Source organism: Mycolicibacter nonchromogenicus (genome assembly GCF_002101775.1).
Classification (GTDB): domain Bacteria; phylum Actinomycetota; class Actinomycetes; order Mycobacteriales; family Mycobacteriaceae; genus Mycobacterium; species Mycobacterium nonchromogenicum.
In genome coordinates this window covers 167,405-181,617 of record NZ_LQPI01000023.1, presented here as the reverse complement: position 1 = coordinate 181,617, position 14,213 = coordinate 167,405, and the positions used below count along the sequence as shown (strand labels likewise).

Sequence of the window (14,213 nt, the reverse complement as noted above, 5' to 3'; positions counted from 1 at the left end):
GAAGGGCCTATGGCGGACCATTCGGGCGGCTCGGTGAATTCGGCCGATGGCGCGCGTTTCGGCGAGGCGCCGCTCGAGCAGACCGTGGCGGCGGCCGGCGCCCTGCGCCGTATGGCCGGGCTGCTGCTCGGGCTGGAACGCCCGCATCCGGTGGTGGACGGCATGCTTGCCAGCTTCGCCGAATGGGAACGTCAGCTCGCCGACGTCGCCGCTTCGCAACCGATGCCGCGACTGGAGTCCGAGGACGGCGGCCGGGTCTATCTCAACCATGCGTTCGACGTCGGGGCGTTCAACCCCTGTTTCCCGGAATATCGGTTCGATCACCTGGATGCTGATACGGCATCCGGGCGTGTCACCTTCCCGCTGGTCTACGAAGGCCCGCCGGGGCTGGTGCACGGCGGATTTCTGGGGGTCTTCTTCGACTGCGTAACCCAGCATCAGAGCTGCGCAGCCGGCCTGGCCGGGCGTACCCGCTCACTGCTGGTTACCTATCGGCGCCCGACTCCCATCCTCGCCGAGCTGGACTTCGACGTCGTGCGAACCGAGGTCGAGCGGGGGATCGCCTCCACCGCGCGGCTGCTTCACGACGGCGAGTTGCTGTGTACCGGCGAGGTCACCACGGTGGCGGCACCGCCCGACAAATTGAGTGCTGTCCGATTCGGCCGCAGACGAGATGAGGAGTCCCCCCGATGAGCGCTGCCGAGACCGGCGACGATCGCGTGCTTTTCGATGTCGACCCCGACGGGCGCATCGCGACCATCACGTTGAACAGCCCCGGTCGGCGTAATTCCTACGATGCCGCGATGCGCGATGCGGTTGCCCGCTGCCTAGACCGAGTCGCCGAGGACGACGATCTGGTCGTGGTGCTGCTGCGCGGTGCAGGCGGAGTGTTCAGCGCCGGGGCCGATATGAACAACGCCTACGGGTGGTACGGGGACAAGGATGGGACTGCGCAACCGGCGGCCAAAGGCCGGCCGAGTCAGCGACGCCGGCTCGCGGTGGACCGCAAGACGTTCGGCTTCTATCACAATCTGATGGGTTTCCCGAAGGTCACAGTGGGTGAGATCAGCGGGTATGCCCTCGGCGGCGGTTTCGAGATGGCCTTGATGACCGACATCTCGGTGATCGCGCGTGACACCAAGATCGGTATGCCCGCGACGCGGTTTCTGGGCCCGGCCCTGGGCAGCCTGCACATGTTCTTTCATCGCCTCGGCCCGGTGTTGGCCCGGCGGCTGTTGCTGACCGGGGACATCATCGAGGCTGCCGCGGTCGAGCATCTGGGGGTGTTCACCGAGACCTGCGACCCGGAAAGCGTGACCGCACGGGCGCGGTACTGGGCATGCAAAGCCGCCAAGATGCCCGCCGACGGCGTGGTCATCGCCAAAGAGGCCTTCCGGCTCGTCGAGCAGAGCCAGGCGTATCAGGGCGAAGAGGTGGCCAGCTACCTGTTTCACGCCTACGGAACCAATCTGCAGTTCGCGCCGGGGGAGTTCAACTTCGTCAAGACTCGGGCGCAGCACGGAACCAAGGAGGCGTTCCGGCTGCGCGACGAGCACTTCCACGTGCCCGAGCCGTGAGGAAGACAATGCGGCGATATGGCTCTCGCCGTTGACGCCGAAGGGCTACAGTGCGTTCACTCTGATGACGGGAGGAATGGATATGCCAACATTTCGCGCGTCGGCGGTGGCCGCAGTCCTTTCCGCGCTGGCGATCAGTTCTGCGGGCGTGGCATCCGCGGACCCGTTGAGCGGCTCCTACACGGCGACGGTGACCGGCGCCTTCGGAAACTACCTCAACGATCGCTCGCCGACGTGGGTTCTCACCCCGTGCGGCCCGGGTTGTGTGAATGTCGACGCCCAAGGGGCGCAACTGCACGAGCAGGACGGCCGGTGGACCGGAACGTTCGAAGTGCGTGCAGCGGACAATGGGGAAGTCGTGGTCTGCACACGGACCATCACGGCGGAACTCACGGCATCGGATATGTGCCCCCAGCCGCTGGGCCTGATGGTCAGTTACCAACTGACCAAGAACGGGTGAACGGCTGAGGCGTCCAACACTTCCGGGCTGTGGGCCAGTCCACCAACGGCCGCCGGACAGGCGTGGCCGCACGGTGACATCTTTACAAAAGCGGCTAATAATGTAAGTTCGGGTTATGCCTACACCTGTCATCGTCGGCGCCGTGCGCACGGCTATCGGACGTTCGTTCAAGGGAACTCTGGTCAACACACCTCCGGAGACGCTGATCACCACGGTGCTGCCCGAGGTGGTGCGCCGGGCAGGTATTGACCCTGCTGAGATCGACGACATCATCTTCGCCGAATCCCACTACGGTGGTGGCGATCTCGCTCGTTACGCAGCTGCTGCGTGCGGGATGGAGTCGGTGCCCGGCCAGTCGGTCAACCGGCACTGCGCAGGCAGCCTGACCGCGATCGGCAACGCGTCGGCGCAGATCGGTTCGGGTATGGAGCGAGTGCTGATCGCCGGCGGCGTGCAGTCGCTGTCGATGACCCCGCTGACGAACTGGCGCATCCCCGGCCCCGAGCTGAAGTTCGAGGAGCGCTGGATGCCGCCGACGCATCCCGAAACCCCGGATGCGCCCACCCGCGACATGTCAATCACCGTGGGGTGGAACACCGCGCAGGCGGCGGGCATCACCCGCGAGGAGATGGACGCCTGGGCCGCGAGGTCGCATCAGCGGGCGATCGCCGCGATCGACGCCGGCAAGTTCGTCGACGAGATCATCCCGCTGAAAGTAGAACTGCCCGACGGGTCGGTGACCGAGTTCAAGGTCGACGAGTTTCCGCGCCGCGAAACCACTGCGGAGAAGCTGGCGGCCCTGAAGGTGCTGCACCCCGAGATCGAGGGATTCTCGATCACCGCCGGCAACAGCAGCGGCACCAACGATGCCGCAGCCGCGGTCGCGCTGGTCGACTCCGACTACGCGCGCGACAACGGCCTGACCGTGATGGGAACGGTCAAGGCCTGGGGCGCGGTCGGTGTGCCGCCCCGCGACACCGGGCTCGGCGGCGTCAAGGTGATCGGCAAGGTGTTGGAGCGGGCCGGGCTGTCCGTCGGCGACGTTGCGCTGTGGGAGATCAATGAGGCCTTCGCCTCGGTGCCGATCGCGGCGTGCAAGGAATACGGCATCGACGAAGAGCTGGTGAACTTCTCCGGCAGCGGCTGCAGCCTCGGCCACCCCATCGCCGCATCCGGCGCCCGGATGGTGACCACACTGCTCTATGAACTGAAGCGGCGTGGCGGTGGCATCGGTGTGGCCGCCATGTGCGCCGGTGGCGGGCAGGGCGGCGCGGTGGTGGTCGAGGTCTAGCGGGACGCCCCCGCCGGACCTAGCGAGCTTTGGCCGAGGCGCGGTGCCGCGCCGACTTGGTGTTCTTCTCGATCAGCCGCTCGGCGTGATCGAGAATGCAGTTGAGGCCGTATTCGAAATTGGCATCATCGGCCGCGCCCACCCGATGACCCTGCCGGTTGGCCTCGGCCAGCAGCGGGGTCACGGCCGGGTCGATGACGACGGCCTCCTGGAAATCGGACGGCCCCTCGGCATCCGAGGCCCGGTTCTTCTCCGAGAGGCGCTGCAGTACCACCGACCCGCGGATGTGCACCGACACCGTCGAATAGGTGTCGAAGGCATCCTGCGGTGACAGGCCTGCCTCTACCAGGCTGGCGATCGCCCGCTCCACTTCCTGGACGCCGACTTGCGCGGCTCGCGGGCTCAGCGCGGACCGAATCAGGATGAGGTCGCACAAGATCGGGTTGCCCAGAAAGGTCGACCGCATGCTGTGTGCGTGGTTGCTCAACGTCTGACGCCAGTCCTTGGCCTCCACATACGGGGTGGCGAAGGTGTACTGGCGCAGGGCCCGGGTGGTCATCGCATTGAGGAGGTCGTCCTTCTTGCGGAAGTACCAGTAGATGCTCGTCACGCCGACGCCGAGATGCTTACCGAGCAACGGCATGCTCAGGTTGTCGACCCCGATCTGTTCGGCGAGCTCGAAGGCGCCGTCGATGATGTCATCGGGATTGATCGATCCGCGTTCGCGCCGTTGCCGCTTCTCGGCGACTGGCTGCTTAGCCACTGCGGGGTACCTCCAGTTCTGGTCGACACGGCCGGAATCTCGTCATTAAACCTAGCCGTCAAACCTACCTGTACCCGGCGCTGCCACCGGTCATGGAGCTTCTCTTACCGTAAAGCATATGGTAAGCATTTTGATATACCTTGTCGCAACGCCTGAGGGGTGAGCTGTGTCCGAAGCGGTACTGCGCGAACGTCGCGGACGGATTCTCGTCATCACGATCAACCGGCCGGAGGCGCGCAACGCGGCCAACAAGGCGGTCGCCGAGGGCCTGGCTGCGGCGTGCGACGAGCTCGATGACACCCCCGAACTGTCGGTCGGGGTGCTCACCGGAGCCGGCGGCAACTTCTGTGCGGGAATGGATCTCAAGGCGTTCGCCGCCGGGGAGTTGGCGTACGTCCCGGGCCGTGGGCTCGGCTTCACCGAGCGCCCGCCGCGCAAGCCGCTGATCTCCGCGGTCGAAGGTCACGCGGTGGCCGGCGGCACCGAGCTGGTGCTGGCCACCGACCTGGTGGTGGCGGCCAAGGACGCGAAATTCGGTATCCCAGAGGTCAAGCGGGGGCTGGTTGCCGCCGGCGGTGGCCTGTTGCGCCTGCCGCATCGCATCCCCTACCAGAAGGCACTCGAATTGGCCTTGACCGGTGAGAGTTTCACCGCCGAACAGGGCGCGCAGTGGGGCTTCGTCAACGTGCTCACCGAACCGGGTGATGCGCTGGACGGGGCGATCGCTCTGGCGGAGCGGATCACCGCCAACGGCCCACTGGCCGTCGCGGTGACCAAGGAGATCATGGTGAAGTCCGCCGGCTGGAGTCAGGACGAGATCTGGCAGAAGCAGGGCGAACTGATCGCGCCGGTGTTCACCTCTCACGACGCCAAGGAGGGTGCTGTCGCGTTCGCCGAGAAGCGCGCCCCGAACTGGACCGGCACCTGACACCCTGCCTCGGGCAGCACGAGATTCGCGTCGCAACGCCCACCCGGGCGCCTCGAACGTGAGCGCTGAACCCAGCTCGGAATTTCCCGACTCGGCAGACCCAGAAAAGGGCTCTGACCTGCTGACATAACCGATTGTGCCCGGGTCGGCAGGCTTGCGGAATGCGCTACCGAAAGGTATACAGTAAGAACCAATTCCAGTCGGATTCCTGCGGGCGGCCGCCACGGCCGGGGCGAGGAGGTGCGGGGTCGATGACCGCTGCCGACGACGGCGCGCTGGCGACGGACACTGCCGTGCTCTACGACGTGCGCGACGGGGTCGGGGTGATCACCTTCAACCGGCCGCAGCGGCTCAACGCCTGGGGGCCCGAAATCGCGGCCGGCTTCTACGCCGCGATCGATCACGCCGAGGACGATCCCGCGGTGCGCGCGATCGTGGTGACCGGCAGCGGCCGGGGCTTCTGTGCCGGTGCGGACCTCGGTCCCGCCACCAGTCTCGAAGATCCCGATGCCGACACGTCTGACACCGATGTGGCCCAGCTGGTGGGGGATCGGCCGGCGCACTTCCTGACCGAACTGCGCAAACCCGTGATCGCGGCGATCAACGGCTACTGCGTCGGGATCGGACTCACGCACGCCTTGATGTGCGACATCCGATTCGCTTCCGCCGGAGCCAAATTCGCCACCGCGTTCTCGCGGCGCGGACTCATCGCCGAACACGGGATCACCTGGATTCTCCCGCGGTTGACCGGCTGGGGCGCGGCGATGGACCTGCTGCTGTCCGGGCGCACGTTTCTCGCCGAGGAAGCCCGTGAGCTTGGTCTGGTCAACGACGTCGTCGCGCCCGAACTGTTGCTGACGCGTGCTGTGGACTACGCGCGGGACATCGCCGCGAACTGTTCACCGGCTTCACTGGCGGTGATCAAAAGTCAGGCCTACCGCGACGCGCTCGATGACGTCGCCACAGTGACCGCGCGCGCCGAAACTCTGATGTACGAATCGCTGGCGCGTCCCGACGTCATCGAGGGCGTCACCAGCTTCCTTGCGAAGCGACCGCCGGACTTCCCGCCCCTTGGAGAGAGGTGAGCACATGACTGCCGCAGGTGAACGACTCCCGTACTTGGCCGTCGATGTCGACAACCACTACTACGAGCCGCTGGACGCCTTCACTCGACACCTGCCCAAAGAATTCCGCAGCCGCGGTGTCCAGATGGTTCAGGATGGCAAGCGCACCCTGGCGGTGTTCGGCGGGGTCGTCAATCACTTCATCCCGAACCCGAGCTTCGACCCGATCATCGAACCCGGTTGCCTGGATCTGCTGTTCCGCGGCGAGATCCCCGAAGGTGTGGATCCGGCTTCGTTGATGAAGGTCGACCGGCTCTCTGACCATCCCGAGTACCAGAACCGCGATGCGCGCGTGCAGGTGCTCGACCGGCAGCGGCTGGAGACGGTGTTCATGCTGCCGACATTCGCCTGTGGCGTGGAGGAGGGACTCAAGCACGACATCCCCGCCACCATGGCTTCGGTGCACGCGTTCAACCTGTGGCTCGACGAGGACTGGGGCTTCGACCGTCCCGACGGCCGCATGATCTCCGCACCGATCATCTCGCTGGCCGATCCCGAGAAGGCCGTCGAGGAAGTCGAATTCGTGATCAGCCGCGGCGCCAAGCTGGTGTGTGTGCGCCCGGCGCCGGTGCCCGGCGAAGTACGGCCCCGGTCTCTCGGTGACCCGGTGCACGACCCGGTGTGGGCACGTCTTGCCGAGGCGGGCGTCGCCGTCGTCTTCCACCTGTCCGACTCCGGTTACATGGCGATCCCGGCGTTGTGGGGTGGCAGCGGCGTGTTCCGGGGATTCGGCAAGCGTGATCCGCTGGACATGGTGATCATGGACGATCGCGCGATCCACGACACCATCGCCTCGATGATCGTGCACCAGGTGTTCACCCGTCACCCCAAGCTCAAGGTGGTCAGCATCGAGAACGGCTCGTACTTCGTCTATCGGCTGATCAAGCGGTTGAAGAAGTCGGCCAACAATGCGCCGTACCACTACAGGGAAGATCCGGTCGAGCAGCTGCGCAACAACGTCTGGATTGCCCCCTACTACGAGGATGACGTGAAGCTGCTGGCCGAGACCATCGGCGTGGACAAGATCCTGTTCGGCTCTGACTGGCCGCACGGTGAGGGTCTGGCCGACCCGACATCCTTCACCGCAGACATCCCGCAGTTTCCGGAGTTCAGCGCAGAAGACACCCGAAAGGTGATGCGAGACAACGCCCTGACCCTGCTGGGAAGCCCGAATCGTTCCGCGCCGGGCGTCGCCCACCTGACAGCTTCGGTCTGACGGTGCGCGAATGGACACTCGGCGCCGTCCTCGAGGCGATCGCCGATGCCGTCCCCGACCGTCCTATGACGATCTGCGGGGACCGGCGCACCACGTTCGCGCAATCCGCGGAGCGCACCCGTAGACTGGCCAACTACCTGGCTGGCCGGGGACTTGGCGCCCATCGTGAGCGCGCGGAGCTGCGCAACTGGGAGTGCGGCCAGGACCGGGTCGCACTGCTCATGCACAACGACCTGTATCCCGACATGGTGATCGGCTGTCTCAAAGCGCGCACGGTCCCGGTCAACGTGAACCACTACTACACATCGGCCGAAGTCGACGAGCTCCTCGACTATCTGCGGCCCCGAGCCGTCATCTACCACGCCTGCCTGGAGGAGAAATTCGCCGACAGCCTCCGCGAATCCGGAGCCGAACTGCTGATCCGAATCGAGGACGGCACCGCCCATGGTGCCGCACTCGATGCGGTATCGCTGGAAGATGCACTGGCGCAGGGTGATACCGACCACCGGGTGGAGCCGTCGCCGGACGATCTGCTGATGATCTGCACCGGGGGCACCACCGGCCGGCCGAAGGGAGTGCTGTGGCGACAAAGCGACATCTACGTCTCGTCGATGGTCGGTGACGACCACGCCTCGGCGAGTGAGATCCACCAGAAGGTGCAACATAGCGGTCCGCCGTGGTTCGCGCTGTCACCGCTGATGCACGCCGCTGGACTGTGGACCGCGTTCTCGGCGATATTGAGCGGCCAGACCGTGATCCTCAATGACACCCGCACCAAGTTCGACGCCCGTTCGGTCCTGCAGACCGCTGCGCGCGAAAAGGTGGGGTTGATGACGATGGTGGGCGACGCCTACGCCGCGCCCCTGGTCGCCGAACTGCGCAACGCGAGCTATGACCTGTCGTGCCTGCACTCGATCGGAACCGGCGGCGCCGCAACCAATCCGAAGTATCAGGCGGCGCTGCTCGAATTGCTCCCGCAGATCACCCTGATCAACGGGTACGGCTCCTCCGAGACCGGAAATCTGGGGTTCGGCCGCAGCCGGCGCGAGGTGCGGCGTGACACCTTCGATCTACGAACCGGGGGATCGGTGGTCTCGCAGGACCGGACCCGGTTCCTGCAGCCCGGCGATCCCGAGGTCGGATGGGTGGTACGGACGGGCCGAATCCCGCTCGGTTACTTCGACGACGCCGACGCCACGCAGCGCACCTTCGGCGAAATCGACGGGCAGCGGATAGTGATCTCCGGGGATCGCGCCAGCATCGACAACGACGGCACGCTGCGGTTGTTCGGCCGGGACTCGTTGGTGGTCAACACCGGTGGGGAGAAGGTGTTCGTCGAGGAAGTCGAGGACGTGTTGCGTGCTCATCCGGGGGTGGCCGATGCCTTGGTGGTGGGCCGGCCCAGCGAGCGCTGGGGTGAGGAGCTGGTCGCGCTGATTGCCCCGCAGACCAATTCGGCTGTCACTGACGAGCAGTTGCACGCACACTGCCGAGCCGTTCTGGCGGGCTTCAAGGTGCCCAAGGCATTCATCACCGTGGCCCAGGTGCGCCGACTGGGCAATGGCAAGGCCGACTACCGCTGGGCGAAACGTCAGGTGAATGAGGTGACTACGGCATGAGTGGTGTGGGCGAACAGTCACGAGTCATCGATTGTCTGGTGAACGTGCACTTCGGCGAGAACGAACAGCCGGCCTGGATGGTCAGGACCCGCGATGACTACTTCAAGGGTCCGGAGACGATGTTCGCTCCGGTCGACCTCTCGGCGCTGCTCGATGAGATGGATGCCCACGGCGTGACCAAGGCCGTCTTGATGGACAACCTGACCAAACCATCGGTGACTGCGCGAAAGTTCGTCGAGGCCCGGCCAGACCGCTTCGCGCTGGCGATGGGCGGAATGAACCTGTTGCGTCCGGTACCCGCGCTACGCGAATTGAACGCCGTCGTCAGCGACCTGCCGGTCGTCTACGCCGTCGTCGGACCGAGCTTTTGGGGTGATGGCCAATATCCGCCCAGTGACGCCGTCTACTACCCGCTGTACGCCAAGTGCGCCGAACTGGATCTGCCACTGTGCGTCAACACCGGCATTCCGGGGCCGCCGATCCCGGGCGAAGTGCAGCATCCGATCCACCTGGATCGGGTCTGCGTGCGCTTTCCGGAACTGCGGCTGTGCATGATCCACGGTGCCGACCCATGGTGGGACGTCGCGATCCGCATGCTCATCAAGTACCGCAACCTGCGGTTGATGACCTCGGCCTGGTCGCCGAAACGACTGCCCGAAACCCTGCTGCACTTCATGCGTACCCGGGGTGCCGGCAAGGTCATCTTCGCCTCGGATTGGCCGGTGCTGCGCATGAACCGGGTGGTGCCCGAGGCGCGGGCCCTGGACCTGCCGCCCGATGTGCTCGACAAGTACCTCTACCGCAATGCCGCCGACTTCTTCTTCGCCGAACGCGGCGCCGTACCCGAACAGGAGAGCTGAGATGGACCGTTTCGAACTTCGCAGGCTGGACTACAGCCTGACCGAAGACCACGTCGCGTTGCAGACCGCCTATAAGCAGTTCTTCACCACGCACTGCCCGATCGAGACGGTGCGCGCCGCAGAGGAATCCGGCTTCGACAAGAACTTGTGGGAGCGACTGTGTGCGATGGGCGCCACCACCATGGCGTTGCCGGAGTCGGTCGGTGGCGACGGAGCAACGCTCGTCGACCTTGCGCTGGTCGCCGAGGAGATCGGCCGATCGCTGGCGCCGGTGCCCTGGATCGACCAGGTATGCGCCGCGCGCCTTCTGGGCCGCCTCGGTGGCTTATCGCCGGAAGCAGACGACACCGGCGACATCGTGAGCGGGAATCGGCTGATCGCGTTCGATCCGCACCAGGAGCCTACGGCCGGATCCCGGCTACTGCCGACCGGTTCGATCGCCGACAGCATCATCGTCCGCGACGGCGATGCCGTGGTGCGACTCGCGTTCGACACCCGACCGGCTCGGGTCGCCAACATCGGCCGGTTGCCGATGGCCTGGGTCGACCCGGCCGACGCCGACGCGGTCACCGTGCTGGCCAGCGGGCCCGAGGCGCTTGCGGAATATCAGCGGGCACTGGATGAATGGCGACTGCTGACGGCCTCCGCGCTGGTCGGGATGGTAGAGCAGACCATGACCATCGCCGCCGAGTTCGCCAAGACCCGATACACCCTCGGCGTGCCGATCGGCACCCTGCAGGCGATCTCGCACCCGTTGGCGAATATGGCGATAACGGTGGCCTCCGGACGCAACCTGGCCTACCGCGCCGGCTGGTTCATGGACAACGAGCCGGACGAGCGTCCGGAACTGGCGGGTTCGGCATTCGTATTCATGGCAGAGGAGGCCGCCAAGGCCGCCACCATGGCGGTGCACATCCAAGGTGGTCTGGGCGTTTCAGCCGAAGCAGCAGCCACCGCCTACCTCGTCCGGGCCCGCGGCTGGCCGCTGGCCGGGGGCGACCCCGGAGCCACCGCCTGCCGTATCGGCGATATTGTCGCCGCCCGCGAGACCGCCGCCCGCGCAGCTGAATAGGACATCGAGCTCATGGACTTCTCACAACCGCAACTGACCGACGAAGACCTCGCCTTCCGCGACGAGGTGCGCGCCTTCCTGGCCACTCATGTCACCGAGGAGGTCAAGCGCCGAGACCGCGAGACCGGGGACAACTTCGATGAGGGTGTTCACCTGGCGCTCGGTGCCGCGGGCTACCTCGAGGCGGAGTGGAAAACCGAAGCCGACGGCGGATTCTCGCGGGTGCGCCGGCGCATCTGGGAGCTGGAGAAGCGACGCGCGCACGTCCCATGGGTCACCTGGGGTACCACGTCGATGGTGGCCCGCTCAGTTGCCTCCTTCGGCTCGCCCGAGCTGCGCGAGGAGATCCTGCCCGGGGTCTTCAGCGGGCATATCAGGCTGTGCCTGGGCTACACCGAGCCCGAAGGCGGCTCCGACGTCGCAACCTGCAAGACCCGCGCGGTGCGTGACGGCGACAGCTGGGTTATCAACGGCTCCAAGATGTTCACCACCGGCGCTCACAACTGCCAGTACGTCTTCCTGATCACCAACACCGATCCGAATGCGCGGAAACACAAGAGTCTGACCATGTTCCTGGTGCCGTTGAACAGTCCGGGAATCGAGATTCAGGGCCTGCGCACCGTCGACGGCGACCGCACCAACATCGTCTACTACAGCGACGTACGCGTCGACGACAAGTACCGACTCGGAGAGGTCAACGGCGGCTGGACCGTGCTGCGCGAGCCGCTCAACGTCGAACACGGTGCGGTGGCCGCCGATCCCGATGGATTGCAGGATGTCTCGATCATGATGCACCAGGCGAACTTCATGGCCGAGGCTGTCGACAAGGCCGGCGAGGTGGTCGGGGGGTCGGGGAGTATCTCGGATCGTTCGGTGGCCTACCGGCTCGGGCGTGCGGCGGCACGGGTAGAGGCGTCACTGTCTGCGCCGTCCATCTTCGGACGGGTGGCTCTGGCGCAGACGATGCGCGACGTCTCGCCGGACCTGATGGATCTGCTCGGAAGTGCGTCGGCACTTCCCATCGACACCGACGGCGCCATCGACGGTGGGGCATCGGACTACATCTTCCGGTTCGCTCCACTGGTCGGTATCTACGGCGGCACCCTGGAAGTGTTCCGCAACATGATCGCCCAGTATGTGCTGGGCCTGGGCAAGCCGAGTTACGCTGCGCCGGCGACGAAGTAGTCAGGACGCGGTGGTACCTATGCGGCGGTGGTAGCTTGACGGTGCCTCGCCGGCGAAACGGGTGAACGCCCGAGTGAAGGCGGACAGGCTGTCGAAGCCGACGGCCGTGGCGGTCTGCTGCACCCCCTGGTCGGGCGCGGCGAGCAACGCCATCGCCTGCAGCATTCGAGCGTGCAGCAGATAGGTACGCCACGACATGCCGATCACCGCTTCGAACTGACGGCGCAGGGTTCGCTCGGACACCGCGACGGCGTGAGCGACCTCGGCCGCGGTCACCGACGCCAAATGGTCCTTGGTGTAGGTCATCGCCGGTCCGACGATCGGATGGTCGGAGGTGGGCAGGCTCAGCGGCGCCTCGTGGTCCAGCGCAGCGGAGACCAGGTGCCCCAGCGTGCGGAAGAAGTCGTCGGACACCACGTCGCCGTCGGCCCGCTCGATCGGCCAGCGCAGCGAGTGCAGCATCATCTCCCGGATCAAAGGAGAGACGGTCAAGATGCGGGCCCGGTCGCCGGCGTGGGCCACCAACTCGGGGTCGAACATGACTGCCACGGTGCGCACTTCGGGCCGCATGGTGGCCTGATGCTCCAAGCCGGCCGGAATCCAGGCCGCCTGCTGCGGCGGCAACAGGTAGTGGGCCGAGGCGGTCTCGACTTCGACCACGCCTGCGACGGCGTACTCGATCTGGTGCATGTCGTGGGAGTGCCACCCGGTGATCAGATGCTGCCCCTCGTAGAGGTAACTGCCGGCTCGGGCACGGCCACCTCGCCGCAGATCGATGTTGGCCGGTTCTGCAAAGTCTATGGCCGATCGCGCGGAGACGGTCACGGTTTTCCAGGGTACTAGTAGGGACATGAACATCGACGACTTGATCCTGGTCAGCATCGACGACCACGTGGTGGAGCCCCCCGACATGTTCCTCAATCACGTCCCGGCCAAGTACAAGGCGGAGGCGCCCATCGTCGTCACCGACGAAAAAGGCGTCGACCAGTGGATGTATCAGGGCCGGCCGCAGGGCGTCAGCGGGCTGAACGCGGTGGTGTCGTGGCCGGCCGAGGAGTGGGGCCGCGACCCGGCCGGCTTCGCCGAGATGCGCCCCGGCGTCTATGACGTGCACGAGCGGGTCCGCGACATGAGCCGCAACGGCATCCTTGCCTCGATGTGCTTCCCGACCTTCACCGGGTTCTCCGCGCGCCACCTCAACATGACCCGCGAGAACGTCACCCTGGTGATGGTGTCGGCCTACAACGACTGGCACATCGACGAGTGGGCCGGCTCCTATCCCGGCCGCTTCATCCCGATCGCGATTCTGCCGACCTGGAACCCCGAAGCGATGTGCGCCGAGATTCGTCGGGTGGCGGCCAAGGGCTGCCGCGCGGTCACCATGCCCGAACTGCCGCACCTGGAGGGCCTGCCCAGCTACCACGATGAGGAGTACTGGGGCCCGGTGTTCCGCACGCTGTCGGAGACCGGCGTGGTGATGTGTCTGCACATCGGCACCGGCTTCGGGGCGATCAGCATGGCCCCCAACGCCCCGATCGACAACCTGATCATCCTGGCCACCCAGATCTCGGCGATGTGCGCTCAGGACCTGTTGTGGGGTCCGGCGATGCGCAACTACCCGGACCTGAAATTCGCCTTCTCCGAGGGTGGTATCGGCTGGATCCCGTTCTACCTGGACCGCAGCGACCGGCACTACACCAACCAGAAATGGCTGCGCCGCGACTTCGGCGACAAGCTGCCCTCCGAGGTGTTCCGCGAACACTCGCTGGCCTGCTACGTCACCGACAAGACGTCGCTGAAGCTGCGCCACGAGATCGGCATCGACATCATCGCCTGGGAATGCGACTACCCGCACTCGGACTGCTTCTGGCCGGACGCGCCCGAGCAGGTGCTGGCCGAGCTGGAGGCCGCCGGCGCCGACGACTCCGACATCAACAAGATCACCTGGGAGAACTCCTGCCGCTTCTTCGGCTGGGACCCGTTCGCCCACACCCCGCGCGAGCAGGCGACGGTGGGAGCCTTGCGGGCCACCGCGACCGACGTGGACACCTCGATCCGGTCGCGCGCCGAATGGGCGCGCCGCTACGCCGACAAGCAACTGGCGAAGGCGTGAGGGAA

14 protein-coding genes are annotated in these 14,213 nt (G+C 66.0%); 12 read left to right on the top strand and 2 right to left on the bottom strand.

What is annotated here, in order from left to right; all coding sequences use genetic code 11:
• The first annotated feature begins 9 nt into the window (after window positions 1-9).
• The 4 genes from AWC18_RS03240 (at window position 10) to AWC18_RS03225 (ending at window position 3,328) form a co-directional block, all read left to right on the top strand.
• The gene (locus tag AWC18_RS03240) at window positions 10-693 is read left to right on the top strand and encodes a hotdog family protein (protein WP_109470509.1); all 684 of its coding nucleotides are present in this window, start codon (window positions 10-12) and stop codon (window positions 691-693) included.
• On the top strand, window positions 690-1,577 hold the full coding sequence (locus AWC18_RS03235; RefSeq protein WP_085137580.1) for an enoyl-CoA hydratase/isomerase family protein: 888 nt from the start codon (window positions 690-692) through the stop codon (window positions 1,575-1,577). Before AWC18_RS03240 ends, AWC18_RS03235 begins: the two co-directional genes overlap by 4 nt.
• 82 nt (window positions 1,578-1,659) lie before the next feature.
• Window positions 1,660-2,037 carry a hypothetical protein gene (locus AWC18_RS03230; RefSeq protein WP_133054970.1) on the top strand — a complete coding sequence of 126 codons (378 nt, stop codon included), beginning with the start codon at window positions 1,660-1,662 and terminating at the stop codon, window positions 2,035-2,037.
• Window positions 2,038-2,152: 115 nt separating this feature from the next.
• Window positions 2,153-3,328 carry a thiolase family protein gene (locus tag AWC18_RS03225; RefSeq protein WP_085137576.1) on the top strand — a complete coding sequence of 392 codons (1,176 nt, stop codon included), beginning with the start codon at window positions 2,153-2,155 and terminating at the stop codon, window positions 3,326-3,328.
• Between the two features lie 19 nt (window positions 3,329-3,347).
• Here the strand turns inward: AWC18_RS03225 and AWC18_RS03220 are convergent, their stop codons facing one another.
• Window positions 3,348-4,091 carry a TetR/AcrR family transcriptional regulator gene (locus AWC18_RS03220; protein ID WP_085137574.1) on the bottom strand — a complete coding sequence of 248 codons (744 nt, stop codon included), beginning with the start codon at window positions 4,089-4,091 and terminating at the stop codon, window positions 3,348-3,350.
• Window positions 4,092-4,257: 166 nt separating this feature from the next.
• On the opposite strand from AWC18_RS03220, the gene AWC18_RS03215 reads away from it, so the two are divergent.
• From AWC18_RS03215 to AWC18_RS03185, 7 genes are all read left to right on the top strand, one after another.
• Window positions 4,258-5,019, top strand: coding sequence for a crotonase/enoyl-CoA hydratase family protein (locus AWC18_RS03215; RefSeq protein ID WP_085137572.1), 762 nt, complete (start codon window positions 4,258-4,260; stop codon window positions 5,017-5,019).
• A 251-nt stretch (window positions 5,020-5,270) separates the two neighbouring features.
• Entirely contained in the window at window positions 5,271-6,104 is an 834-nt protein-coding gene (locus AWC18_RS03210; protein ID WP_065000000.1) for an enoyl-CoA hydratase, read from the top strand.
• Between the two features lie 4 nt (window positions 6,105-6,108).
• Window positions 6,109-7,359 carry an amidohydrolase family protein gene (locus tag AWC18_RS03205; RefSeq protein WP_064999999.1) on the top strand — a complete coding sequence of 417 codons (1,251 nt, stop codon included), beginning with the start codon at window positions 6,109-6,111 and terminating at the stop codon, window positions 7,357-7,359.
• A 2-nt stretch (window positions 7,360-7,361) separates the two neighbouring features.
• Window positions 7,362-8,978 carry an acyl-CoA synthetase gene (locus AWC18_RS03200; protein WP_064999998.1) on the top strand — a complete coding sequence of 539 codons (1,617 nt, stop codon included), beginning with the start codon at window positions 7,362-7,364 and terminating at the stop codon, window positions 8,976-8,978.
• On the top strand, window positions 8,975-9,838 hold the full coding sequence (locus AWC18_RS03195) for an amidohydrolase family protein (RefSeq protein ID WP_064999997.1): 864 nt from the start codon (window positions 8,975-8,977) through the stop codon (window positions 9,836-9,838). Before AWC18_RS03200 ends, AWC18_RS03195 begins: the two co-directional genes overlap by 4 nt.
• Window position 9,839: 1 nt before the next feature.
• Window positions 9,840-10,910: an acyl-CoA dehydrogenase family protein gene (locus AWC18_RS03190; protein ID WP_064999996.1), complete on the top strand. Its 1,071-nt coding sequence runs from the start codon at window positions 9,840-9,842 to the stop codon at window positions 10,908-10,910.
• Between the two features lie 12 nt (window positions 10,911-10,922).
• Window positions 10,923-12,095 (top strand): acyl-CoA dehydrogenase family protein, encoded by a 1,173-nt coding sequence (locus tag AWC18_RS03185; RefSeq protein ID WP_064999995.1) that lies wholly within the window; start codon window positions 10,923-10,925, stop codon window positions 12,093-12,095.
• Here AWC18_RS03185 and AWC18_RS03180 read toward each other — a convergent pair whose 3' ends face one another.
• Window positions 12,096-12,920, bottom strand: a complete 825-nt coding sequence (locus AWC18_RS03180; protein WP_064999994.1) for an AraC family transcriptional regulator — start codon at window positions 12,918-12,920, stop codon at window positions 12,096-12,098.
• 25 nt (window positions 12,921-12,945) lie between these two features.
• Here AWC18_RS03180 and AWC18_RS03175 point away from each other — a divergent pair, with 25 nt between their 5' ends.
• Window positions 12,946-14,208: an amidohydrolase family protein gene (locus tag AWC18_RS03175; RefSeq protein WP_065000035.1), complete on the top strand. Its 1,263-nt coding sequence runs from the start codon at window positions 12,946-12,948 to the stop codon at window positions 14,206-14,208.
• The last annotated feature ends 5 nt before the right edge of the window (window positions 14,209-14,213 follow it).

Excerpts from the sequence above, each read along its gene's own strand:
- AWC18_RS03240 (WP_109470509.1), top strand. The coding sequence starts at position 10 with ATGGCGGACCATTCGGGCGGCTCGGTGAATTCGGCCGATGGCGCGCGT.
- AWC18_RS03235 (WP_085137580.1), top strand. The coding sequence starts at position 690 with ATGAGCGCTGCCGAGACCGGCGACGATCGCGTGCTTTTCGATGTCGAC.
- AWC18_RS03230 (WP_133054970.1), top strand. The coding sequence starts at position 1,660 with ATGCCAACATTTCGCGCGTCGGCGGTGGCCGCAGTCCTTTCCGCGCTG.
- AWC18_RS03225 (WP_085137576.1), top strand. The coding sequence starts at position 2,153 with ATGCCTACACCTGTCATCGTCGGCGCCGTGCGCACGGCTATCGGACGT.
- AWC18_RS03210 (WP_065000000.1), top strand. The coding sequence starts at position 5,271 with ATGACCGCTGCCGACGACGGCGCGCTGGCGACGGACACTGCCGTGCTC.
- AWC18_RS03205 (WP_064999999.1), top strand. The coding sequence starts at position 6,109 with ATGACTGCCGCAGGTGAACGACTCCCGTACTTGGCCGTCGATGTCGAC.
- AWC18_RS03195 (WP_064999997.1), top strand. The coding sequence starts at position 8,975 with ATGAGTGGTGTGGGCGAACAGTCACGAGTCATCGATTGTCTGGTGAAC.
- AWC18_RS03190 (WP_064999996.1), top strand. The coding sequence starts at position 9,840 with ATGGACCGTTTCGAACTTCGCAGGCTGGACTACAGCCTGACCGAAGAC.
- AWC18_RS03185 (WP_064999995.1), top strand. The coding sequence starts at position 10,923 with ATGGACTTCTCACAACCGCAACTGACCGACGAAGACCTCGCCTTCCGC.
- AWC18_RS03175 (WP_065000035.1), top strand. The coding sequence starts at position 12,946 with ATGAACATCGACGACTTGATCCTGGTCAGCATCGACGACCACGTGGTG.